This is a genomic window from Leifsonia sp. PARNA 1/14, assembly GCF_055720965.1.
Map to the genome: position 1 here is coordinate 102,956 of NZ_JBVQSP010000005.1, position 23,466 is coordinate 126,421.

Here is a 23,466-nt window from a genome sequence, read left to right on the forward strand (position 1 = left end):
GCGCGTCCAGGAACCCCAGGGGGTTGCGTCACCGCCCCGACACTGCTCGTTCAGCCTCTCTGATTAGAGTGGCGTCGTGATGCGCATCGGCATGGGCACGACCTGCGTCTACCCGCTCGGGGTCGAGACCGCGTTCCGCACCGCCGCCGAGCTCGGCTTCGACGGCGTCGAGGTCATGGTGACGCGCGACGAGACGACGCAGTCCGTGCGGGCGCTCCGAGGACTCGCCGAACGGTACGGGACGCGCGTGCTGAGCATCCACGCGCCCGTGCTGCTCCTGACGCACTTCGTGTGGGGCCGCGACCCCCAGGTGAAGCTGGAGCGGTCGGCGGAGCTCGCCGCGGAGCTCGGAGCCGACACCGTCGTCGTCCACCCGCCGTTCCGTTGGCAGTCCGGCTACGCGGAGGACTTCCTCGACATCGTCCGGGCCACGGCGCAGTCGTCGGGAGTGGTGGTCGCGGTCGAGAACATGTTCCCGTGGAAGGTCGCGGGCCGGTCGATGGCCGGCTACGTGCCGCACTGGAACCCGCTCGGGATGGACTGCGACGCGGTGACGCTGGACTTCTCTCACGCCGCCCTCAGCGGCGTCGACGGCCTGGAGCTGGCCGGTGCGCTCGGCGACCGGCTCCGGCACGTTCATCTGTGCGACGGCTCCGGCGCGCTCGACGACTCGCGGGTGTTCGACGAGCACCTGGTGCCCGGTCGCGGCAGCCAGCCGGTGGCCGCGGTGCTCCGGTCGCTCGCGGCCTCCGGGTGGAACGGCTCCATCGTCGCGGAGGTCAACACCCGCAAGGCGCGCGACGCCGGCGAACGGCGCGCGATGCTCCAGGAGACCCTCGACTTCGCCCATGCGCACACCAGTGGTGACGACGTCGCGGAGCAGTCTCCGGCCGTTCGCGTCACTGCGCCCGACCCAGCAGCCGCACCAGCGCGCTCGAGTATTGCCCGTAGCCCGCTGCGGTCGGGTGGAAGGCGTCGATCCCGCTGACGTTGAGCCACGGCGATTTCGATCCGATGCCGTGGCCGGCGAAGTCCACTCCGACGTACGTGATCGGCACGCCGGAGGAGCGCTGGCTCGACACCACGTCCTGGATCGTCTGGTTCAGGCCCAGCGTCGCCGCGTTGATCGCCGTCGCCGTGCCGAAATCGGGCGACTTGGTTTTCGAGTTGTCGAAGATCAGGGCGTAACCGGTGACGACGATGCGCGCGTTCGGGGCGGCGTCGTGGATCGAGCCGTAGACCGCGGCCAGCCGCTCCGGCAGGACGTTGAGCAGTGAGAGCGCCGACGATACCCCGTCGCGGCACGGCACCGCCTTGCCCGCAGAGCACTCGGCGGCGATGGCGGCGACGCCCAGGTCGTTGCCTCCCACGCTCACCGTCACCAGGTCGGTGCGGTCGTCGAGGGCGATCAGCTGGTGCTTGAGCAGGTCGGAGGTCGTCGCACCGGCGCAGGCCGCGTTCACGACCAGGTCGACTCCGGAGGCGCGCGTGAAGTCGTTCGGGTAGCTGCTGGGGCTCAACCGGCACTTGCCTGTCTCGTTGCCGCCGCCCATGCCCGCGGCGAACGAGTCGCCCAGGGCGACATAGCGGGTGCGCTCGGTCAGCGGTTCCTGCGGGAACGCGTCCGGTGTGGCCGTGGCGGTGGGCGTCGGCTGCGGCGTCGCGTCCTGCGTCGCCTCGGGAGCACCGGGCGCCGCGCACGCGGCCACGGCGAGGAGCACGGCCGCTCCGAGCGCGGTCGTGAGAGCGGAGGTGAGCACTCTGCGTCGCATCGAGCACACGTTACCCGGTGCTCCTCGCGGTTCGATCCGAGGGCGCCGCAAAGGAGCTGATCAGATCCGCTCGGTGAGCGCGAGGAGGATCGCGGGGACCGTCTGGGAGAGCCGCTCGGCGAAGGGGCGCTCGTCCCCGGAGAGCAGGGCACGCGCCTCGCCGTTCGCGCACAGCTCCGCGATGATCCGCACCCCCTCCTCCGGGTCGATCGTGAAGCGGCGACGCGCACTCGCGAGGGCCGCGACCACCGTCTCGGTGAGCTCCTGGAAGAAGCTGTCCTGGTAACGCAGGAAGTCCGCGGAGATGGCCGGGTCGCGCAGCGCCAGCAGGAGGAACTCCGACTGCACGAGCCACCACCGCCGGTCGTCGGACTGCAGCTCGAGGATCCGGGTGATGGTTCGGATGACATCGTCGTCGTCGAGCTCCACGCCGCCCGCGCCGACGAGGGGCCGCAGGAACTGCTCGACACCGGCGTCGAGCTGCTGGAGGCGCATGACCTTCTCGCGCTCCATCAGGGCGAAGAAGAGCTCCTCTTTACTGGAGAAGTTGGAGTAGAACGCGCCGCGCGTGAAGCCCGCCGCCTCTGCGATCGTCTCGACGCTCGCGGCCCTGACGCCCTGCTCGGCGAACACGTCGAAGGCGGCGTCGAGGAGGCGCGCACGGGTGCGCTGCCGACGTGCGGACTCGACGGGGGCGTCGTCTCTGAGAGCCGTGCTTTCCAAGCTGAAACCTTCCTGGATCGAGTTCCCGATACACGAGTGTATCCGATACAGTCGGGCCGTCGGATACAAAGGTGTATCGAATCCTTTTCGACGGTGCCGCAACCCGAATCCGTCGGCCCCTACTGCTGGAGAACGCGTGTCCTCGCTCCTGTATTCGATCGGCCGTCGGGCCTTCCGTGCCCGCAAGCTCGTGCTGTCGCTGTGGCTGCTGCTGCTCGTCCTCCTGGCCGGCGGCGCCATCGCCTTCAACCAGGGCACGGACAACACGTTCAGCATCCCGGGCACCGAGTCGCAGGAGGCGCTCGACACGCTGAGCAGGACCTTCCCGCAGGTCAGCGGCACGAGCGCCCAGATCGTCGTGGTGGCGCCCGACGGCGAGACGGTCGATCAGTCGGCGATCCAGCACCCCGTCGAGCACACGGTCGCCGACCTCGCGAAGACCGACGGCGTCGCCGGCACGACCTCCCCCTACAGCTCGACGGTCAAGAACCTGATTTCGGACGACCGGACGGCCGCCATCATCACTGTGCAACTGCACGGCCAGCAGACGACGGTGCCCGCCGCGACGAAGACGGCGATCTCCGACGCAGGCGCAAGCCTCGAGAATCAGCTGCCCTCCGGCTCCCAGGTCGCGGTCGGCGGTCAGCTCTTCTCGCAGAACCTGCCGACGATCTCGCCGACCGAGGGCATCGGCCTCGTCATCGCGATCGTCGTGCTGATCATCACCTTCGGGTCCATCCTCGCGGCCGGGATGCCGCTGGCGACGGCGCTGCTCGGCGTCGGTCTATCGATGGCCCTCATCTTCATCGCGACGCTGTTCGGGCCGATCTCCTCTACCACGCCGCTGCTGGCGCTCATGCTGGGCCTCGCGGTCGGCATCGACTACTCGCTCTTCATCATCTCGCGGCATCAGAGTCAGCTGAAGGCGGGAGTCGATCCGGAGGAGTCCACCGCACGCGCGGTCGCGACCGCGGGCTCCGCCGTGCTGTTCGCGGGAATCACCGTGATCATCGCTCTGGCCGGGCTCGCGGTGGCCGGCATCCCGTTCCTGACGACCATGGGACTGGCCGCCTCCGTCGCGGTCGCGATCGCCGTGCTCGTCGCGCTCACGCTCACTCCGGCGTTCCTGGGCTTCGCCGGCGCCCGGATCACGCCGGGTCGCCGCGCCGCCGAGCGTGCCGCGAGGAAGGCGACGGCGGCGCAGCAGGCAGGCGCGGCTCAGGAGGCCGCACCCGCCGAGCCCACCGCTACGCACAAGGCCGACCGCGCCAACCCGTCGCTCGCTCACGCGGCGAAGGCCGAGATCCCGAAGGGGCCGTTCCGCACCTGGGTGCGCGCGGTGACCCGGTTCCCGATCGTCACGGTGGTCGCGGTCGTCGTCGCCCTGGGCATCGCCGCCCTCCCCGCCCTCCAGCTCCGGCTCGCCCTCCCCGACGCCGGCTCGCACCCGAAGTCGGACCCTGCGCGCATCGCCTACGACCTCGTCTCGGAGCACTTCGGTCCCGGCTACAACGGACCCCTGATCGTCACCGGCTCGATCATCTCCAGCACCGATCCACTCGGCCTGATGAAGAAGCTCGGCGCCGAGATCGCCGACCTGCCGGGAGTGGCGGCCGTGCCGCTCTCGACCCCGAACCAGAACGCCGACACGGGGATCGTGCAGGTCATCCCGACGACGGCCCCGGACGATCCGCAGACCGCCGCGCTCGTTTCCGAGCTGCGCGCCAAGCACCAGCATTTCCTCGACGAGTACGGCGTCGACCTCAAGGTCACCGGCACCACGGCGGCGCAGATCGATGTCTCCTCGCGGCTCGCCGGCGCGCTGCTGCCGTTCGGCATCCTGGTCGTCGGGCTCTCGCTCGTGCTGCTGACGATGGTGTTCCGGTCCATCGCCGTGCCCATCAAGGCGGCACTCGGCTACCTGCTCTCGGTCGGGGTCGCCTTCGGCGCCGTCACCGCGGTGTTCGAGTGGGGCTGGTTCTCCGGCGCGGTGAACCTCGACAAGACCGGCCCGGTGATCAGCTTCATGCCGATCATCCTGATGGGCGTGCTGTTCGGGCTCGCGATGGACTACGAGGTCTTCCTGGTCAGCCGGATCCGCGAGGACTACGTGCACGGCGGCGATGCGCGCCGCGCGGTGCAGAGCGGCTTCGTCGGCTCCGCCAAGGTCGTCACCGCCGCCGCCATCATCATGATCTCGGTCTTCGCCGCGTTCGTGCCGGAGGGAGACGCCTCCATCAAGCCGATCGCGCTCGGCCTCGCCGTCGGCGTCTTCGTCGACGCGTTCATCGTGCGGATGACGCTGGTGCCCGCCGTGCTGCAACTGCTCGGCGAGAAGGCCTGGTGGATGCCGCGCTGGCTCGACCGCATCCTGCCCTCCTTCGACGTGGAGGGCGACGGGCTGCAGAAGGAGCTCGAGCTGGCCGACTGGCCGGAGCCCGGTTCGCGGTTCGTCGCGGCAGCCGACGGGCTCGCGGTCAGCGCGCGCCGCACGCCCATCCTCCGCGACGTGTCCTTCCGTCTCGGCGACGGCGAGGCGCTCGTGGTGCACGGGCCCGACCGCACCGCCGCCCTCGCCCTGCTGATGGCCGTGACCGGGCGCACCAAGGTCACCGCCGGCACCGTCAAGGTCGCCGGCTTCGTCCTCCCGACGCGCGGCGCGGCCGTGCGGGGCCGGACCTCCGTCGTGCGACTCGACCGCTCGGAGACGCCGGTGCATGACCTGCGCCGCGCGCTCGCCAGCACGCCGGTCATCCTCGGACTCGACTCCGCGGACAGCCTCACCGATCCCGTCGAGCGGCGCCGGGTGCGCGTCGAGCTCGGCCGCGCCTTCGCCGACGCCCGGGATGCCGGTCGTCCGTTCGCCCTCGTCGTGACCTGCGTGGACCCGTCCGGGCTGGACGACCTGCTGCCCGAGGCCGCGCAGCCGACAGCGGTCCAGCTGACGATCGACGCCGACGGCACCGCGCACCCCTTCCCCTCCACAGACCCATCGGCCGGCCGCGCGGACCACGCGGACACGGCCGACGCGACCGACCACGCGGACCGCACCGCCGCCCACCTCGAGAAGGCGAACGCCCGATGACCAGCTCTGCTCCCCTGCGCCGTCCGCGCTCCCTGTTTTCGCTGGAGCGCATGCGCTCCGACAAGCGGGTGACCTGGCTGACCATCGTCGGCCTCATCCTCGTGCCGCTCGTCATCGGCGGCCTGCTGGTCTGGGCGCTGTGGAACCCCACCGAGCGCCTCGGCGACGTCAAGGCCGCCGTCGTGAACCTCGACCAGCCGGTGACCGTCAACGGCCAGGTGGTGCCGCTCGGCCGCCAGATGGCCGCGGGCCTGCTCGGCGCGAAGAACGACAACTTCACCTGGGTGCTCACCGACCAGAAGGATGCGGACGCGGGGATCGCGGACGGCAGCTACGTGGCCGTCGTCACCATCCCGAAGGACTTCTCGAAAGCGGCGACCTCGACGGCCGGCACCGAGGGTGCGGCGACCCAGGCCACCATCGACGTGCGCACCAGCCGGAAGTCGAAGCTCGTCGACCCGGCCATCAGCCAGGCCGTGACCACGACCGCGACGGGAGTCCTCAACAAGCAGCTCACGACGACCTACCTCGAGAACGTCTACGTCGGCTTCAACACGCTGCACGACCAGTTGGCGAAGGCGGCGACCGGGGCGCACTCTCTTGCCGGCGGACTCACGCAGCTCGCGTCGGGCACGCATCAGCTCGCGGACGGGGCGAATCAGCTGTCGACAGGAGCGGACTCGCTCGCGAGCGGCCTCGGCCAGCTCTCGGGCGGCGCCTCCGGCCTGGCGAGCGGGCTCGGAACACTGTCGAACGGGATGACGGCCTACGCGGACGGGGTTTCCCAGGGGGCGTCGGCAGCACAGCAGCTTCCGGCCGGAGCCGCCCAGCTCGCGGCGGGCACGGCGGGAGTGCGGGACGGCATCGGCAAGACCGTCGCGGGACTCACCGCTCTCGAGAAGAACTGTGAAGCCCTCCACCCCGGCAACGCGGTCACCCCGGTCGATCCGATCTGCGCCGGCATCCAGGCGACCATCGACGCCATCACGAATCCGGATCCGACCGCGGGCCTCCAAGCCGCAGCGACCCAGGTGGCGTCGGGCGCTCAGACCTTCTCGAACAGCGTCGCCCCGCTGCCCGGCCAGCTCGCCCAGTCGGCGTCCGCCGCGCAACAGCTCGCGTCGGGCACCGCGCAGTCGGCCTCCGGAGCCCAGCAGCTCGCCTCCGGCGTGCAGCAGTCGGCCGACGGCGCGACCCAGTACGCGGCCGGTGTGCAGCAGTTCGCGGCGGGGGTCCCGGCTCTCGCGACCGGTGCCGACCAGTCCGCCGCAGGCGCGGCCTCCCTCGCCTCCGGGCTCGACGAAGCGGTCGCACAGCTGCCCAGCTATGACGCGGGTCAGCGCACGAACCTGGCGTCGGTCGCCTCGCAGCCGGTCGGCCAGAAGCAGTCGGGCACGGCGGCGTTCGGCGCCTCCAGCGTTCCGTTGTTCGCGTCCGTCGCGCTCTGGCTCGGCGCGCTCGCGACCTTCCTGGTGCTCCAGGCGCTGTCGCGGCGTGCGCTGCTGACCTCCCGCGCCGCCGGCCTGATCGCCGTGGACGGTCTCGCGCCCGCCGCCGCGATCGGGGTGGTGCAGGGGCTGCTCGTCGCCGGGATCATGCAGCCGGCGATGCAGCTGAGCGTCGGCGCGTGGTTCGGCTTCGCGGCCGTCTCCGTCGCCGCAGCCGTGTGCTTCGCCGCGGTCAACCACGGGCTCGTCGCCCTGCTGGGAGGAGTCGGCCGCTTCCTCGGCATGCTCGTCGTGGTGGTGACGCTCGCCTCCGGGATCGTCTCGACCTCGCCCGGATTCTTCGACGGCGTGATGGCCTGGCTGCCGACGTCTCCGGCGATCACCGCGCTGCAGGGCGTGGTCGACGGCTCGACAGGCGTATGGCGCGGCCTCGGCGGGCTCCTCCTCTGGGCGGCCCTCGGCTTCGCACTCGCGCTCGCCGCCGTTGCGAGGCGCCGCATCGTCACCGCCTCCCAGCTCCTCCCGGCCGAGTAGACCGCGCCGAAGCGGTCAGGCGGTCGCGGCCAGGGCGAGCGTCGCGAGGATCACGGTGGCGGGCGCGACGAGGAGACCGAGGAGCATGTAGCGGCGCCAGCGGATTCGGACGTCGAACGACGAGAGCCGCTGGTGCCAGAGCAGGGTCGCGAGGGACGCCCAGGGTGTGATCAGCGGGCCGGCGTTCACGCCGATGAGCAGCGCAGCGAGCCGCACCGGGCTGCCGGCCGCCGGCTCCAGCGCAAGATAAGCGGGGAGATTGTCGATCGCGTTCGCCCCGACCATCCCGGTCCACGACAGGCGCAGCAGGGCGAGAGGCGACTCCCCCGACCCGGACACGCGCGCCAGCAGGGTCCCGAGTCCGTTGGCGTGCAACGCCTCGATGAACAGGAACAGCCCGGACGCCAGGAGGACGAGCTGCCACGGCAGGAGGCCGAACCGCAGCACATCGCGCCGGCGGACGGCGTAGACCACGATCAGGACGACCGCGGCGGCCGAGGCCGGCATCCACACCGGGATTCCGGACACGAGCAACGGCACCAGCGCGACGACCACGACGGCGGCGATCCAGAACAGCACGGGATCGTCGACGCCGTCCTCCGGACCCGTCACGTACCGCACCAGCAGCTGCCGGCGCGACAGCAGGAACAGCGCGATCATCGGCAGCACGATCGCCACGGCCGCAGGCGCCCACATCAGTGCCGCGAACGCGAACGGTGTCGGATCGCCCATCGCGTGCTGGGCCAGCAGGTTCGTCAGGTTCGAGACCGGCAGCAGCAGCGAGCCGGTGTTCGCGAGCCACACGGTCGTCAGGGCGAACGGCAGCGGGTCGAGGCCGGCGTGCCGGGCGAGCACGATCACCACCGGCGTGAGCAGGACCGCCGTCGTGTCGAGCGACAGGAAGATCGTGCTGAGCGCCGCGACGACCACGACGAGCAGCCAGAGCAGCCACGCCCGCCCGCGCCCCCAGCGCGCCGTCTGCTGCGCGACGATGGTGAAGACCCCCGCCTCCGCCGCCAGCTCGGTCACCACGGTCACGGCCACCACGAACAGGAGGATCGGCCAGACGCGATCCCACAGGGCCAGCGCGTCCGCGCCGGGGAGGAGCCCGGTGAGCACCGCGACCGCTCCGAGCACCAGGAGCACCGCGCCGACGACGGCCGTGCGCATGCCGCTCCTCTCGTCCGACGCCTCAGGAAGCGTACGCTATCGCCACGAGCGAAAGGACGCCGATGCGAAAGTTCATCTTCAACGGTGCGATCATCAGCGCAGTCATCGGGCTGTGGACGACGATCCGGTCGACCAAGGAGGGTCCCCGCGATTGGCGCGTGCCGCTGATGTGGATCAGCGCGGCACTGAGCGTCGTGATCGCCGTCGGGACCGTGCTGCAGGAGTCTCGGGAGGCCGATGAGCGCGAAATCGGCCGCTGACCGCGCGATTTCCGCTCTCCGCACGGCGTGTCCGCGCGTTTTGAGCAGGTAACGCCCCGAAAATTGGTCTCGACGGAGAACCTGGAAGGGGTTGCGCGATGTTTGGTCGTAGGCGGCACGCCGCCGCCGAGGTGCAGGCGGCGCCAGTCCCTCAATTGTCGGACGCACAGATCCTCGAAGTGGTTCACGCCAAGGTCGCCGAGCTGATCGGTGAGCGCGGAGAGTGGACGGTATCGCGTCGCTCGTCCGACGACACCGATTCCATCTTCCACTCCGTGCTCTCGCAGTCCGTCTCCGTCGGCATCACCGCCGCGCTCGTGGAGGCGCGCCGCCGGCTGGAGGCCGGAGAGGCCGAGATCGTCGCGGCCACCGAGCCGCAGCACCGCGCGGTCGCCGAACCCGTCGTCGCGGTCGAGACGGCAGGCGACGAGGAGCTCGAGGAGCAGCACGAGGAGCCGGCCGCGTTCGGCTGGGAGCCCGCCCCCATCACGGTCTGGACCGACCTCCGTCGTCCGGTCACCGGCGAGATCCCTGCGATCGCACAGCGCCCCGCCGCGTAGCGGGCTGCGAGACGGCGCAGAATCTGCCGTCTCGACGCCGGCTCAGCCGATGTGCTTCCAGGATGACGGGCCGTCGGAGCCGGCCCGGTACGTCTGCAGCGGCACCTCGTCCTTCTTCCAGGCGGAGATGATCGGGGCCACGATGCGCCACATCTCGACCGCGGTGTCGCCGCGAACCGACAGCGACGGATCTCCGTCGAGGATGCCCTCCAGCACCTCGCCGTAGGCGAGCAGCTGACCCGGGCCGAACTCCGCGCTGAGCGCGACGCGCTCGATTTCGTGCGGGTCTCCCGGGCCGTTGATGTTCAATTCGAGCGACATGGCGTCCGGGGCGAGAGCGATCCGCAGCATCGTCGGCTCGTCGTGGCCGCGCAGCCCGCGGGGAATGTGCCTGGCCGGCTTGAAGGTGATCAGGATCTCCCGTCGCTTCGAGCCGAGCGCCTTGCCGGACCGCAGCGTGATCGGCACGCCGGCCCACCTCCAGTTGTCGATCTGCACCGTGACTTCCGCGAGCGTCTCCGTGTTGCGCGCAGGGTCGACTCCCGGCTCGTTCGCGTACGCCGGCAGCTTGCGGCCGTCGATGGTCCCCGCGGTGTACCGGGCCCGCCGGCTCGCCTGGGTGGGGTCGTCGCCCCAGACCCGCGTGGCCCGCAGCACGGTCGCCTTGGCGTCGCGCAGATCGGTGGCGTCGAGCGCCGACGGCGGCTCCATCGCGAAGATGGCGAGCACCTGCAGCAGGTGGCTCTGGATCATGTCCATGAGCGCGCCGGCGTTGTCGTAGTAGCGGGCGCGGCCCTCCAGCCCGAGGGTCTCGTCGTAGACGATGTCGACGGTCTGGATGTGCTCGCCGTTCCAGACCGGCTCGAGGATGCTGTTCGCGAAGCGCAGTCCGATGAGGTTCAGCACCGTGGAGTTGCCGAGGAAGTGGTCGACGCGGTGGATGCGCTCCTCCGGCACCAGGGTCGCCAGCCGCTTGTTCAGTGCGATGGCCGTGCGCTTGTCGGTGCCGAACGGCTTCTCGAGGGCGAGGGTGAGCCCGGAGGGCAGGGTGAGCTTCGACAGGGCGTCGCACGCTTTGGCGGTGATGGCCGGCGGGAGGGCGAAATAGAGGGCCGGCGCACCCTCGCACGCGTCGAAGATCCGCTGGAGCTCGTCGGGCTTGGTGACGTCGGCCGAGATGTACCGGGTGCTCTTCAGCACCTCGTCGACCGCTGGGCCGCTCGCCTTGGTCGTCTTGAAGGAGGCGCGCACGGTGGAGCGCCACTTCGCCTCCGACCACTCCTCGGCGCCGGCGCCGACCAGCTGGAAGCGCCGTTCGGGGTGGTGCGTGAGCAGCTGCCCGACCGCGGGGAGCAGGAGTCTGGACGACAGATCGCCGCTCGCTCCGAGAATCACCAGAGTGCCCACGGTCTGCGTCATGGGCTTCACAGTACGGCCATACTGGGGATATGTCGCTCCCCATCGAGGATTACGCCCTGATCAGTGATTGCTTCACGGGAGCCCTCGTCGGACGGGACGGCAGCATCGACTGGCTGTGCCTGCCGCGGTACGACTCGCAGTCGACGTTCGGGGCCATCCTGGGCACGGAGGACCACGGCCGCTGGCTGCTGGCCCCCGCCGATCCCGATGCGAGCAGCACCCGCGAGTACGAGCGCGACACGATGATCCTGGTCACGCGCTGGCACACGTCCACGGGCGAGGTGGAGGTCGTCGACGCGATGCCGATGGGCGACCACCGGGCCGACATCGTCCGGCGCATTCGCGGCGTCAGCGGGCACGTCGAACTTCACGAGGAACTGCGGATCCGGTTCGGCTACGCCACCGCGATCCCGTGGGTGCGCAAGACGACCGACGAGAAACCGGCCGCGCTGGTGGCGGTGGCCGGACCGGACGGACTGGTCTTCCGCGGCTCGTCCCTGCACGCGAGCGATCACGCGCACGAAGGCACGTTCACCGTGCACGCCGGGCAGACCGTCGACCTCTCGATGACGTGGTTCCCGTCGCATCGCGACGCGCCGGCGGCGCTCGACGTGGAGGACGCGCTGCAGCGCACGCGCGCGTGGTGGACCGACTGGGCCTCCGGCTGCGCCCACGACGGGCCGTACCGCGACGAGGTCGTGCGGTCCCTCCTCATCCTCCGCGCCCTCACGCACCTCGAGACCGGTGGGATCGTCGCGGCCGCGACGACCTCTCTGCCCGAGAGCTTCGGAGGCGAGCGCAACTGGGACTACCGCTACGTGTGGCTGCGCGACGCCTCCCTGACGATCGCCGTGCTGCTCGCCCACGGCTACAACGACTACGTCGACCACTGGCGCGACTGGCTGCTCCGCGCGATCGCCGGCGACCCGGGCGACGTGCAGATCATGTACGGCCTCTCGGGCGAACGCGACCTCGCCGAGCGCGAGATCGACAGCCTCCCGGGCTATCAGGGCGCGCATCCGGTGCGCATCGGCAACGACGCCTCCACCCAGTTCCAGGCGGACGTGATCGGCGAGGTGATGCTCGCCCTCGATCGCGGCCGTGCGGCCGGGGTGCAGGAGACGCGGTTCTCGTGGGCGCTGCAGCGGGCGCTGATGGGCTTCCTGGAGGACAACTGGCGCAACGCCGACCACGGGATCTGGGAGATCCGCGGCGATCCGAAGATGTTCACGCACTCCCGGGTGCTGGTCTGGGCGGCGTTCGACTGCGCCATCCGGGCCGTCGAGCAATATCACCTCGACGGGCCGGTCGAGCGCTGGCGGCACCTGCGCGACCAGATCCGCGCCGATGTCGAGACCAACGGCTTCGACGAGCATCGCGGGAGCTACGTGCAGTACTTCGGCACGACCGAGGTGGACGCCTCCTTGCTGCTGATGCCGCAGGTCGGCTACTGCGACTTCGACGATCCCCGCATGCTCGGCACCGTGAAGGCGATCGAGGAGGACCTGCTGCGCGACGGCCTCGCGCTGCGGTACCGCACAGAGAAGGGCGTCGACGGGTTGCCTCCCGGCGAGCAGCCGTTCCTGCCCTGCTCGTTCTGGCTGGTGGAGCAGTACGCGCGCTCGGGGCGCGTCGATGACGCGATCCGGCTGATGGACCGGCTGCTCACGCTCGCCAACGACGTCGGCATGCTCTCGGAGGAGTACGACGTCGACGGCCGCTCGCAGGCCGGGAACACTCCGCAGGCGCTCACCCACCTGGCGCTCGTGCGGGCCGCCGACGCCATCGCGGAGGTGCACTCGTCGTGACGACGGCGGTCACGCAGCCCGAGACGGAGGAGGAGGTCGACCTCGGCGAACGGCTCGAGCTCGGCTCGCCATGGGTGACCATCGTCTGGAACGACCCGGTGAACCTGATGTCGTACGTGACCTACGTCTTCCAGAGCTACTTCGGGTTCTCCAAGGCGGAGGCGCAGCGGCGGATGCTGCTCGTGCACAACGAAGGCCGTGCGGTCGTCGCGACCGGCACGCGCGAGGAGATGGAGCGGCACGTGGAGGCCATGCACGAGTACGGCCTGTGGGCGACGCTGCAGAAGGCGGACGCGTGAGGCCGTTCCGCGCCGACCGCCACGGCGGCGGCGTGCACGCGCGCTTCGAGGCCGCGGAGGTGGACGTGCTGCGCCGGTTCGCCGCGGACGCCGCCGGCCGCGCGGATCGTGCGGCCGACGGGGCAGGGCCGGGTGCCGCCGACGCAGACCCCGCTCTCGCGCGGTTGCTTCCCGACGCGTACCCCGACGATCCAGAGGCCTCGGCCGAGTTCCGCCGGTTCACCGCCGAACGGATCGCGGAGCGCAAGGCCGACAACGCCCGCGCCGTGCTCGATTCGCTGGGCTCCGCGCGAGGCGAGGCGGTGGAGGTGCGACTCGACGACGCGCAGGCGCAGGCGTGGCTCCGCACGCTCACCGACATCCGGCTGGTCCTCGCCGCGGGGCTGGGCATCGAGCACGACGGCGACGAAGGCGACGTGCACGACCTGGAGTCGGCCACCCGGCGCGCGGTCTACGACTGGCTCGCCGCCGTGCAGGAATTCCTCGTGCTCGCCCTCACCCGCGCCTCCCGCCGCTGACGCGCTGCTCTCGGGCGCTCAGACCGGGAAGCGGACTGCCGCGGCGACGGCGCCTCCGCCGGGCACGTCCTCCGCCCGTAGCGCGTACACCTTCGCCTTGGAGGCCAGCGAGCGCCGGATGATCTCGTCGACCACGCCGTAGTTGCCCGGGCTGTCGTCGTCGCCGTAGGCGATCTTGCCGGTCTCGTCGTCGAGCGAGCCCGGCACCCGCCGGTCGATGTCGAACACCAGCGTCTCGACGGCACCGTAGGTCGCGGCCCGGGCGATGTCGCTGAGGTCGACAAGCGCGGTGCCTCCGGCGATGCGGGTCGAGAAGTCCTCCTTGAGCGCGTCGACCTTGCCCGCGTACAGCCGGTCGAGCACGCCGCGCGCGGCGCTCGCCAGGTCCTCTTCCGTCTTCTCCTCCGGGTTGCCTGCGATGACGTCGTCCACCAGACGCGGATAGTCGGTCGCCCCGCGGAAGATCCCCACCAGCGGCTCCGCAGCGGCAAGGATCAACGGTTCGGTCGAGGTTGCCAGCAACGGGTGCAGCGCCCGCTCGATCGCCTGCACGTATTCCAGCATCCGCACCTTCTGGCCCTCGGAGCCCTGAACGCGGCCGGACGCCGTGCGTCCGCTGACCGACGGGAGGCCGACCGCCGCCGGGACGTTCTTCGGCATGCCCTCGACCTCCACCAGCGCGGGCGGAGCCTCCGGGTCGATGCGGATCAACCGCACCGAATTCTGCGCGAGCGCCAGGATGAGCGCGGACTGCGGGAAGGTCACCGCGCGCAGGAGCGGCTTGATGTAGAACCGGTCGGCCACCTCGCAGGTCGAGGTCAGCCGGTTCGGCAGGCGGAAGGTCTCGGCGATCTCACCATCGAGGAACACCGCCAGGGAACGCGACTGGTACCGCCAGAAGTCGCGGTCTTCGAGGATGAGTTCGCCCTCGGCCTGGATGCGGCCGATCTTCGCACGGTCGATGCCCATCGCCTCCAGCGACTTCACCGCGAGACCCAGGTGGTTCTTGAGCTCGATGCGGGCCCGGTCGGCCTCCGGCGGCGTGGTGCCCGTCGGCAGGTAGATGCTGACGCAGCCCGGCTCGCGCAGCGAGGCGATCCGCTCGATATCGGCCTTGGTCGGAATGTCCTTGTACTCCACGTTTCCTCCTCGGTCGTCCGGCCGGACGTCGGCGGCCGGTCCGCCCAGTCTCGTCGCGGGTCCTGAGCGGCACAAGCCCCCGCGGTCGTCCTCCCAAGGCTTCGGCTTGACAGACCCGCTAACCGCGCCTACCGTCCTTTAAACCGGTTTAGACGACACCCTTTCGGGGGCCACTCACGAAGGAAACATCGCAATGAAGCGCAATCGGATCCTCGCCGCGGCGACGGGCGCACTGCTCGCCTCCGCCGCCTTCGTGCCCGCCCTTCCCGCGAGCGCTGCGCCGGCCGACGCCGCGCCGACGTCCGCGGCCCCCGCCGCCCCCACGCTGACGAACCTCGCCCACCTGGACTTCCTGCTGGACGACGTCCCCCTGCTTCCCGGGGTCGCGGGCCACACCACGTACAACCAGAGCAGCGAGTCCACCGCCCGCGCGCCGTGGGTGTACGCCGACCGCAACTCCGACGGCAGCTTCACGCGCGTCGGCGGAGGCCCGATCACGGATGCCGCCAAGGGCTGGTACGCGCAGGGATCCTTCGACGCCGACGACATCTCACGCGCCGCGGTCGTGTACCTGCGCGACTGGAAGCAGAACGGCACGGCCTCCAGCCGCGCCTCCGCCTACGAGCTGCTGCGCGAGCTCACCTACCTCCAGGTCGACTCCGGCCCGAACGCCGGCAACGTCGTGCTGTGGCAGCAGCACGACGGCACGCTGAACCGGTCGGCGATCCCGGCCGAGCAGCCCGACCCCAGCGACTCGGCCGAGTCGTTCTGGCTGGCCCGGACGGTCTGGGCGCTGGGCGAGGGGTACGCGGGCTTCCGCGACGCCGACCCGGCGTTCGCGTCGTTCCTGCAGCAGCGGATGTCGCTGTCGCTCCGGTCGCTCGAGCGGCAGTCGCTCACCAAGTACGGCACGACCGAGAAGGCGAACGGCGTCACGGTGCCCGGCTGGCTCATCGTGAACAGCGCCAGCCCGACGGCCGAGGCCGTGCTCGGGCTGAGCGCCTACACAGCGGCCGCTCCGCGCGACGCGCAGGCGCGCACCGACCTGCGGCGCTACGCGCAAGGCATCGCCGGGCTCTCCTCCGGAGGCGTCGGCCAGTGGCCGTTCGGTGCGCTTCTGCCCGAGGCCAACTCCCCCACCTTCTGGCACGCCTGGGGCGGCATGCAGCCGGCCGCGCTGACCGCCGCGGCGACGCAGCTCCACGACGCCGGCCTCCAGAAGGCCGCCAGCACCGATCTCGCCCAGTTCACGGCGCAGCTGCTCGCCACCGGAGGCCCGGACAACGGGTGGACGCCGACGCCCGCCGACCGGACGCAGATCGCGTATGGCGTCGACTCCCGGATCGAGGGCCTCGTCGCCGCGAGCGACGCCACGGGCGCGGGAGGCCTCGCGACGCTCGCCGGCGCCCAAGCCGCCTGGTACTTCGGCGCGAACCCCGCGAGCACGCCCGTCTACGATCCGGCCACCGGCGTCTGCGTCGACGGCATCAACAGCGACGGCGGCGTCAACCGCAACTGCGGCGCCGAGTCGACCATCCACACCGAGCTCAGCATGCTCGCACTCGACGCCCACCCGGCGATCAAGCGGCTCGCCCTGTCGCTGACCCGCACGTCGGCCACCGACGGCCTCCAGGTCGTGGAGGCCGAGAAGGGCACGCTCACCGGGCCCGCGAGCGTCGTCACTCCGCCGTCCGCGTGGACGGGCTCGGCCAACTGGTCGGGCGGCGCGTACGTCGCCGCCTCGAACGGCGCGACCGTCACGATGACGCTGCCCGCCGGGCACCCGGCCGTGCGCATCCTGCCGATCGCCGACCTCGGCCCGGACGGCACCGCGACCAGTGGCTCGGGCACGACCTCCTGGACCGCACGTGCCGGCAACCGGACCGTTCCGCTCGGCAGCTCGCAGAACGTCCGGCCCGGAGCCCGGGGCATCGCGCCGACCACGGTCTTCCTGCTGCCGCAGACGCTGCCGACGACCGCGCCGGCGACGGCGACGACCGTCACCGCGACCGTGCACGGCACCGCCCGGCTCGACGCCGTGCTCGTGCAACCGGTGGTCTCGCACCTCGGCCTGAGCGGCACCGGGCACCTCGACGTCTACGTGAACGGCACCTCCGCCACGGTGCCGCAGCACCTGAACGGCTCCGGCCCTGTTCTCGCTACCCGCTACGACGGGGCGGGCCGCCAGGTCGGCGCCCCGATCCCGCTGAACGGCAACGGTACGGTCACCGTCGTCCCCGGCGGCTTCACGACGGTGCTGAGCCGATGAAGGGGACGTGCCGATGACCCCGGTGGATGTCACGATCAACGACGTCGCCCGCGCGGCGGGCGTCAGCAAGGGCCTCGTCTCGTTGGCGCTGAACGGCAAGCCCGGCGTGGCCGTGGAGACCCGCGACCGCATCCTCGCCGCCGCCGACGAGCTCGGCTGGACGCCGAACCCGAGCGCGCGCGGCCTCACCACCCGGCGGGCCTACGCCCTCGGCCTGGTGCTGCGCCGCGCCGCCCGCACCATCGAGGTCGACCCCTTCTTCGCGGCCTTCATCGCCGGCGTCGAGACGGTGCTCTCGGAACGCGGCCAGGTGCTCGTGCTGACCGTCGTTCCCGACCATGAGGCGGAGGCCCGCGCCTACGAGCGGCTCGCCGTCGACAAGCGCGTGGACGGATTCCTGCTCACCGACCTCCTCGCCGACGACCACCGGATCCCGCTCGTGCAGGAGTACGGCTCCCAGGCCGTCTCGCTCGGCGAGCCGGCCGGCGGCAGCCCGTTCCCGGTGATCTCGCGCGACTACGACTCCGGCATCGATGCGCTCGTCGAGCATCTGCTCGAGCTCGGCCATCGCCGTATCGCGCACGTCTCCGGAGACGAGCGGATGCTGCACGGCCTGCGCCGCCGCGAGCGCTTCGAGCGCGCAATGCGCGACGCGGGCCTCGACCCGATCGTCGTCTCCACCGACTTCTCGCCTGAACAGGGCGCAGAGGCGACGAAGTCGCTCCTCGACTCCGCCGAGCCGCCCACCGCCATCGTCTACGGCAACGACCCGATGGCGATCGCAGGCATGGGGGTCGCGCACGAGCGCGGCCTCCGCCTTCCCCACGACCTGTCCATCACCGGTCTCGACGGCTCCCAGATCGGGACGTACGTCTACCCGGCCCTCACAACGCTGGACAACGACCCGGCCGGCTGGGGCATCGCCGCCGCCACCGCACTGCTGCGGCTGGTGGAGGACGGCGAGCCTGCCGATGTCGCCCTGCCCCCTGCCCGATTGGTGGTCCGCGCCTCCACGGCCCGGCCGCCGCGTCACTGAAATCACGAAAGAAGAGCGAACCATCATGCGCAAACGCATCACCGGCTTCCGCAGACTCGCGGTCGCCGTCATCAGCGCCGGCGTCGTCGCCGGAACCCTGGCCGCGTGCGGCTCCAGCAACGGAGGCGGTCAGACCGACGCCATGAAGGCGCACGGCCCGATCACCATCTGGTACTCCAACAACGCCCAGGAGGTGCAGTGGGGCAAAGCCATGGTCTCCTCCTGGAACTCGGCGCACCCGAAGGAGCAGATCAAGGCGCAGGAGGTGCCGGCCGGCAAGTCCACCGAGGAGGTCATCGGCGCAGCCATCACCGCCGGCACGACCCCGTGCCTGGTCTTCAACAACCTCCCGGCCGCGACCGGTCAGTGGCAGAAGCAGGGCGGCCTCGTCGACCTGTCGAAGTTCTCGGACGGCGCCTCCTACATCGAGGCCCGCAGCGGCAAGACGGCGGACCAGTACAAGTCGCCCGACGGCGACTACTACCAGATGCCGTGGAAGCAGAACCCGGTGATGATCTTCTACAACAAGGCCATCTTCCAGAAGGCCGGCATCGACCCGAACAGCCCGGACCTGTCGACCTATGACAAGTTCCTCGCGGCCGCGCAGAAGATCAAGTCGTCGGGCGCAGCGCCCTACGCGATCTATCCGGCCCCGACCAGTGAGTTCTTCCAGCCGAACTTCGACTACCTCCCGCTGCTGGCCGCGCAGACCGGCGGCAAGACGTTCATCGAGAACGGCAAGTCGAACATCACGAGCCAGGACTCGCTCGACGTGGCGAACTTCTGGAAGTCCGTCTACGCCGACGGGCTCGCCGGCAAGGATCAGTACCAGGGCGACGCCTTCGCGGACGGCAAGTCGGCCATGGCCATCGTCGGCCCGTGGGCCATCGCGGTCTACGACAAGGTGCAGTGGGGCTCCGTGCCCGTGCCGACCAAGGACGGCAAGTCGGCCGACCAGACCTACACGTTCCCGGACGCGAAGAACATCGGCATGTACACCTCGTGCAAGAACCAGGGCACGGCGTGGGACGTCATCAAGTACGCGACCTCCAAGGACCAGGACGGCAAACTGCTGAACGTCACCGGGCAGATGCCGATCCGCTCCAACGTGTCCAGTGTGTACTCGAGCTACTTCGACTCCCACCCCGCGTACAAGGAGTTCGGAAACCAGAGCGAGCGCACCGCGGACGACCCGACGGGCACCAACACCATCGCCCAGCTGCAGGCTCTGCGTGACGCCTACTCCAAGGCCGTGATCAACGGCACGGGCTCGGTGGAGGACGCCTTCAAGTCGGCCTCCCAGAAGATCGACCAGCTCCAGGCGCAGAAGTAGCCATGAGCACCCTCTCCGCTCCCCCGGCGGCGGGCACCGAGCCCGCCGCCGGGACGGCCCCGCGGCGGCGCCCACCGATCCTGCAGCGCATCCTCGGCCGCAACCCGCTCGGCTGGCTGTTCGCCGCCCCGTACCTGGTCTTCGTCCTGGTGATCTTCGCGTACCCGCTGGTGTACGCGGTCTACATCTCGTTCTTCGACTACTTCTTCGCGGCTCCCGGCGCGAACGTCACCCAGCCGTTCGTGGGTCTCCAGAACTACGTGCAGGTCTTCACCGATCCTGCGGTGCTGCAGTCGTTCCTGAACGTCGGGATCTTCCTCATCATCAACGTGCCGCTCACGGTGGTGCTGTCCCTCGTGCTCGCGAGCGGGCTCAACAGCATCACCCGGTTCCGCACCTTCCTGCGGGTGAGCTACTACGTGCCCTACGTCACGGCGAGCGTCGCGATCATCGGCGTCTGGCTGTTCCTGTTCAACAGCACGGGACTGGTCAACCAGATCCTCGGGCCGCTCGCTCCGAACCCGTCGTGGTTCGTCAACCCGGTGCTGGCCATGCCGACCATCGCCATCTACGTGACCTGGAAGCAGCTCGGCCTGTACATCCTGCTCTATCTGGCCGCCCTGCAGAACGTGCCGCGCGAGCTGTACGAGTCGGCGGCGACCGACGGCGCCGGACGAGTGCGGCAATTCTTCTCCGTGACCGTCCCCGGCGTTCGGCCGGCCACCGTGCTGGTGCTGCTGCTCGCCACCATCACCGGAGCCAACCTGTTCACCGAGCCGTACCTCCTCACCGGAGGCGGAGGCCCGGACGGCCACTCGGCCTCGCCGGTGCTGCTGATCTACCAGCAGGGCATCCAGCAGGGTCACCCGGGTTACGCCTCCGCAATCGGAGTCGTGCTGGTGATCCTCGTACTGATCATCGGCTGGCTGCAGAACCGATTCGCGGGAGGACGCGACTGATGACGACACTCAAGACCACGGGCGCCGGCTCGGCGCCGGAAGGTCCTCGGACCTCCCGGGAGCGCCGCCGACGTCGCGACCTCGCCGCCCCGACCCGGCTCAGCCGGCCGCAGGCGATCCTGCAGGGGATCGTGCTGACGCTCGGGGCCATCGCCTTCCTGTTCCCCTTCTACTACATGCTGGTGGGCTCGCTGCAGGCGGCGCCCGACACGACGGTCGCGGGGGCGTTCCCGAACCCGGCGAACCTGACGCTGCACAACTATGCCGCGATCGACTCGCGCATCAACCTGTGGACCGGGCTCGTCAACTCCGGGATCTTCACCGGAGGCGTCCTGCTGTGCACGGTCGTCTTCGGCGTGCTCGCCGGGTATGCGCTCTCGATTCTGCAGTGGCGCGGGCGCGGTGTGACCTTCGCCCTCGCACTGCTCGTGCAGACCATCCCGTTCCAGCTGCTGATGATCCCGCTCTACGTGCTCATCGCCCGCAATTACGGCCTGGCCGACAACTACCTCGGGATGATCCTGCCGTTCGCCATCAACTCGGCGGCCGTGCTGATCTTCCGGCAGTACTTCCTGCAGCTGCCGCGCGAGCTGTTCGACGCGGCGCGGGTCGACGGGGCCGGCGAGTTCACGCTGCTGTGGAGGGTCGCCCTCCCGCTGGTGCGCCCGGCTCTGGTCACGGTGCTGCTGCTGACGTTCATCGGCCCGTGGAACGAGTTCCTCTGGCCCTTCCTGATCACCAAGGAGGCGAGCCTGCAACCGCTGGCCGTCTCGCTGGCGAATTACATCAGCACGGTCGCGGCCTCCACCTCGAACCCGTACGGGGCTATCCTCGCCGGCGCCGTCGTGCTCGCCGCACCGGTCGTGGTGCTGTTCATCGTGTTCCAGCGCTACTTCACCTCCACCGACATCGGCTCTTCCGTCAAGGGCTGAGCCGCCGCTTCACCGACACACCGCAAGGAGAACAGTGGACGCCGCCTTCACCGACGCCCTCCGCCTCAGCTACGAGGAGGCGCTGGGTCACACCAACGCCCTCACCGACCACATCTCGACAGACCAGTTCTCGGCCCACTACGACGACCCTCCCCCCTGGGCGATCGGACCGTTCGAGCGCGACCCGGCGCTGACGTTCCGGCTGGAGGGCCAGTGGGACGACCCGACCGGCGTCGGGTGGACGAGCAGTGCGATCTTCAACCCGACGCTCATCGCACGAGAGGATGAGCTGCACGTCTTCTACCGCGCCTCGCCGCGGATGGAGTCGACGGCGAGCCGCATCGGGCACGCCGTGCGCCGGGACGGGGCGTGGCACGACGATCCGGCGAACCCGGTCGTCTACCCGACGCTCGGCAACGAGACGCTCGGCTGCGAGGACCCGAAGGTCTACGAGGCCGACGGGCGGTACGTACTCTTCTACAACGCCATCCGCTATGCCGCAGAGGGCGACGTCGCGGTCGACATCATGGGCGCCGTCTCCGACGACCTGGTGACGTGGGAGAAGATCGGCCTCGTCGTCCCGCTCGACGTCTCGCTGGGCTGGGCGAAGGGTGCCGTCATCCCGCGCGACGAGCACGGCCGCGCGGTGCGGATCGGCGGCGAGTACCTGATGTATCTCTCCGAGGGCTGCGGCGGGAGGCCGATGATCGGGCACTCCGACGACCTCGTGTCGTGGACGTTCGCCGAGCAGCCCTACCTCGACCTGACACCACTGCCCGGCACCCTGTTCGAAGTCGCCTGCGCGGTCGTACGCGGTGACGACCTGGTGCTCGACTTCTTCTACGCCGACGAACACGGCGACTTCGCCGCCGCCCAGGCGCACTACTCCGTCGCGGCTCCGTTCACTCAGCTCGGTCTCCACCGCGGCGGCTCGCTCGCCTGGGGCGGCCTGCAGAGGCTCGACGGCCGCTGGTCGTTCGCGCAGGGCTGGGATGCGCCCCGCGGCGAGCGCGAACTCTACGTCTACAAGGAGGTCACCCCGTGACTGCACCGTTTCCCTACACTTTGACGCGCGCCGGCGTGGTGATGACACCGGATGGCGGCGAGCCGTTCGAGGCCGAGGGGGTGCTGAACCCTGCGTCCGGTCGCGATGCCTCGGGCGAGTTGTATCTGCTCCCCCGGCTGGTCGCCTCCGGCAACGTCTCCCGGGTCGGGCTCGCGCGGGTCGTCGTCGAGGACGGCGTTCCCGTCGGTGTCGAACGCGAGGGCGTCGTGCTGGCGCCCGATCGCGATTTCGAGCGCGGCCGGCGCAACTCGGGGGTGGAGGACCCGCGCACCACGTTCGTGCCGGCGCTCGGCCTCCACCTGATGACCTACGTCGCCTACGGGCCGCTCGGCCCGCGCACCGCCGTCGCAGTCTCGGAGGATCTGCGGGAGTGGCAGCGGCTCGGGCCGGTGAGCTTCGAGTACGACGACGCCCTCGGAGTCGACCTGGCTCTGTTCCACAACAAGGACACCGTGTTCTTCCCCGAGCCGGTGACGGGTCCCGACGGCGTCCTGAGCCTGGCGGTGCTGCATCGCCCGGTGTGGGATCTCGGCGAGGTGCGCGCGGGAGAGGGCGCGCATCCTCCCGCCGTGCTCGACGAGAAGCGGCCGAGCATCTGGATCGCGTTCGTGCCGGTGGAGGCCGTGCGCAGCGATCTCGGCGAGCTCACGCGATGGCGGCACAACCGGTTCCTCGCCGGACCGGAGTTCCCGTTCGAGGAGCTGAAGATCGGGGCGGGCCCCGCACCGATCCGGGTGCCGGAGGGCTGGCTGCTCCTCCACCACGGAGTCACCGGGTACCTCGAGCCGGGTGTCGATCAGCAGAAGAACGTCAACTACGCAGCCGGGGCGATGATCCTCGACGCGGACGAACCGTGGCGGGTCGTGCGACGCACCGCCGAGCCGCTGCTGAGTGCGGAGACCGAGGAGGAGCGCAGCGGGATCGTGCCCAACGTCGTCTTCCCCACCGCGATCGAGCAGATCGACGACGCCCTCTGGGTCTTCTACGGAATGGCCGACTCGAAGATCGGGGTGGCCCGGCTGGAGCGGAGCAGCGAATCCGGGACTGATGTCGAGACGACGCCCTCCCGTTCGTGTAGACGGTGAGAGGAAGGAATCCCACCATGTCCCAGTACCTGCTCAGCGTCTACCAGCCC

Annotated in this window: 20 protein-coding genes; 15 read left to right on the forward strand and 5 right to left on the reverse strand. The window is 70.4% G+C overall.

What is annotated here, in order from left to right; all coding sequences use genetic code 11:
* The first annotated feature begins 79 nt into the window (after positions 1 to 79).
* The gene (locus AC0HS0_RS14160; protein ID WP_472964998.1) at positions 80 to 988 is read left to right on the forward strand and encodes a sugar phosphate isomerase/epimerase family protein; all 909 of its coding nucleotides are present in this window, start codon (positions 80 to 82) and stop codon (positions 986 to 988) included.
* Here the strand turns inward: AC0HS0_RS14160 and AC0HS0_RS14165 are convergent.
* Both AC0HS0_RS14165 and AC0HS0_RS14170 read right to left on the reverse strand, forming a co-directional pair.
* Positions 900 to 1,772, reverse strand: a complete 873-nt coding sequence (locus tag AC0HS0_RS14165) for an SGNH/GDSL hydrolase family protein (protein WP_472964689.1) — start codon at positions 1,770 to 1,772, stop codon at positions 900 to 902. The genes AC0HS0_RS14160 and AC0HS0_RS14165 overlap by 89 nt on opposite strands.
* Positions 1,773 to 1,832: 60 nt before the next feature.
* The gene (locus AC0HS0_RS14170; RefSeq protein WP_472964690.1) at positions 1,833 to 2,495 is read right to left on the reverse strand and encodes a TetR/AcrR family transcriptional regulator; all 663 of its coding nucleotides are present in this window, start codon (positions 2,493 to 2,495) and stop codon (positions 1,833 to 1,835) included.
* Between the two features lie 136 nt (positions 2,496 to 2,631).
* On the opposite strand from AC0HS0_RS14170, the gene AC0HS0_RS14175 reads away from it, so the two are divergent.
* Together AC0HS0_RS14175 and AC0HS0_RS14180 are read left to right on the forward strand one after the other, a co-directional pair.
* On the forward strand, positions 2,632 to 5,580 hold the full coding sequence (locus AC0HS0_RS14175) for an MMPL family transporter (RefSeq protein ID WP_472964691.1): 2,949 nt from the start codon (positions 2,632 to 2,634) through the stop codon (positions 5,578 to 5,580).
* Complete coding sequence (locus tag AC0HS0_RS14180; protein WP_472964692.1) at positions 5,577 to 7,562, forward strand: YhgE/Pip domain-containing protein; 1,986 nt, start codon at positions 5,577 to 5,579, stop codon at positions 7,560 to 7,562. The genes AC0HS0_RS14175 and AC0HS0_RS14180 overlap by 4 nt, the downstream gene beginning before the upstream one ends.
* Positions 7,563 to 7,577: 15 nt before the next feature.
* On the opposite strand, the gene AC0HS0_RS14185 is transcribed toward AC0HS0_RS14180, so the two are convergent.
* Positions 7,578 to 8,732 (reverse strand): SLC13 family permease, encoded by a 1,155-nt coding sequence (locus AC0HS0_RS14185; RefSeq protein ID WP_472964693.1) that lies wholly within the window; start codon positions 8,730 to 8,732, stop codon positions 7,578 to 7,580.
* A 62-nt stretch (positions 8,733 to 8,794) separates the two neighbouring features.
* On the opposite strand from AC0HS0_RS14185, the gene AC0HS0_RS14190 reads away from it, so the two are divergent.
* Together AC0HS0_RS14190 and AC0HS0_RS14195 are read left to right on the forward strand one after the other, a co-directional pair.
* Complete coding sequence (locus tag AC0HS0_RS14190) at positions 8,795 to 8,992, forward strand: hypothetical protein (protein WP_472964694.1); 198 nt, start codon at positions 8,795 to 8,797, stop codon at positions 8,990 to 8,992.
* 98 nt (positions 8,993 to 9,090) lie between these two features.
* Positions 9,091 to 9,552 carry a hypothetical protein gene (locus AC0HS0_RS14195; RefSeq protein ID WP_472964695.1) on the forward strand — a complete coding sequence of 154 codons (462 nt, stop codon included), beginning with the start codon at positions 9,091 to 9,093 and terminating at the stop codon, positions 9,550 to 9,552.
* A 42-nt stretch (positions 9,553 to 9,594) separates the two neighbouring features.
* Here AC0HS0_RS14195 and AC0HS0_RS14200 read toward each other — a convergent pair whose 3' ends face one another.
* Entirely contained in the window at positions 9,595 to 10,971 is a 1,377-nt protein-coding gene (locus AC0HS0_RS14200) for a glucose-6-phosphate dehydrogenase (RefSeq protein WP_472964696.1), read from the reverse strand.
* 29 nt (positions 10,972 to 11,000) lie between these two features.
* On the opposite strand from AC0HS0_RS14200, the gene AC0HS0_RS14205 reads away from it, so the two are divergent.
* Genes AC0HS0_RS14205 through AC0HS0_RS14215 form a run of 3 tightly spaced genes read left to right on the forward strand, consistent with a single transcriptional unit; the run spans position 11,001 to position 13,596 of the window.
* Entirely contained in the window at positions 11,001 to 12,779 is a 1,779-nt protein-coding gene (locus AC0HS0_RS14205) for a glycoside hydrolase family 15 protein (RefSeq protein ID WP_472964697.1), read from the forward strand.
* Positions 12,776 to 13,078, forward strand: a complete 303-nt coding sequence (gene clpS, locus AC0HS0_RS14210; RefSeq protein WP_472964698.1) for an ATP-dependent Clp protease adapter ClpS — start codon at positions 12,776 to 12,778, stop codon at positions 13,076 to 13,078. Before AC0HS0_RS14205 ends, clpS begins: the two co-directional genes overlap by 4 nt.
* Positions 13,075 to 13,596, forward strand: a complete 522-nt coding sequence (locus AC0HS0_RS14215) for a DUF2017 family protein (RefSeq protein WP_472964699.1) — start codon at positions 13,075 to 13,077, stop codon at positions 13,594 to 13,596. Before clpS ends, AC0HS0_RS14215 begins: the two co-directional genes overlap by 4 nt.
* Positions 13,597 to 13,614: 18 nt before the next feature.
* Here the strand turns inward: AC0HS0_RS14215 and AC0HS0_RS14220 are convergent, their stop codons facing one another.
* Positions 13,615 to 14,736, reverse strand: a complete 1,122-nt coding sequence (locus AC0HS0_RS14220) for a baeRF11 domain-containing protein (RefSeq protein ID WP_472964700.1) — start codon at positions 14,734 to 14,736, stop codon at positions 13,615 to 13,617.
* A gap of 193 nt (positions 14,737 to 14,929) precedes the next feature.
* On the opposite strand from AC0HS0_RS14220, the gene AC0HS0_RS14225 reads away from it, so the two are divergent.
* From AC0HS0_RS14225 to AC0HS0_RS14255, 7 genes are all read left to right on the forward strand, one after another.
* Positions 14,930 to 17,005: a hypothetical protein gene (locus tag AC0HS0_RS14225; protein ID WP_472964701.1), complete on the forward strand. Its 2,076-nt coding sequence runs from the start codon at positions 14,930 to 14,932 to the stop codon at positions 17,003 to 17,005.
* 13 nt (positions 17,006 to 17,018) lie between these two features.
* Positions 17,019 to 18,041, forward strand: coding sequence for a LacI family DNA-binding transcriptional regulator (locus AC0HS0_RS14230; RefSeq protein WP_472964702.1), 1,023 nt, complete (start codon positions 17,019 to 17,021; stop codon positions 18,039 to 18,041).
* A 25-nt stretch (positions 18,042 to 18,066) separates the two neighbouring features.
* Positions 18,067 to 19,374 (forward strand): ABC transporter substrate-binding protein, encoded by a 1,308-nt coding sequence (locus tag AC0HS0_RS14235; protein WP_472964703.1) that lies wholly within the window; start codon positions 18,067 to 18,069, stop codon positions 19,372 to 19,374.
* A 2-nt stretch (positions 19,375 to 19,376) separates the two neighbouring features.
* Positions 19,377 to 20,333, forward strand: a complete 957-nt coding sequence (locus tag AC0HS0_RS14240; protein ID WP_472964704.1) for a carbohydrate ABC transporter permease — start codon at positions 19,377 to 19,379, stop codon at positions 20,331 to 20,333.
* 176 nt (positions 20,334 to 20,509) lie between these two features.
* Complete coding sequence (locus AC0HS0_RS14245) at positions 20,510 to 21,265, forward strand: carbohydrate ABC transporter permease (RefSeq protein WP_472964999.1); 756 nt, start codon at positions 20,510 to 20,512, stop codon at positions 21,263 to 21,265.
* A 34-nt stretch (positions 21,266 to 21,299) separates the two neighbouring features.
* Positions 21,300 to 22,310 (forward strand): glycoside hydrolase family 130 protein, encoded by a 1,011-nt coding sequence (locus tag AC0HS0_RS14250; protein ID WP_472964705.1) that lies wholly within the window; start codon positions 21,300 to 21,302, stop codon positions 22,308 to 22,310.
* Positions 22,311 to 22,351: 41 nt separating this feature from the next.
* The gene (locus tag AC0HS0_RS14255; RefSeq protein ID WP_472965000.1) at positions 22,352 to 23,416 is read left to right on the forward strand and encodes a glycoside hydrolase family 130 protein; all 1,065 of its coding nucleotides are present in this window, start codon (positions 22,352 to 22,354) and stop codon (positions 23,414 to 23,416) included.
* Positions 23,417 to 23,466 lie beyond the last annotated feature (50 nt).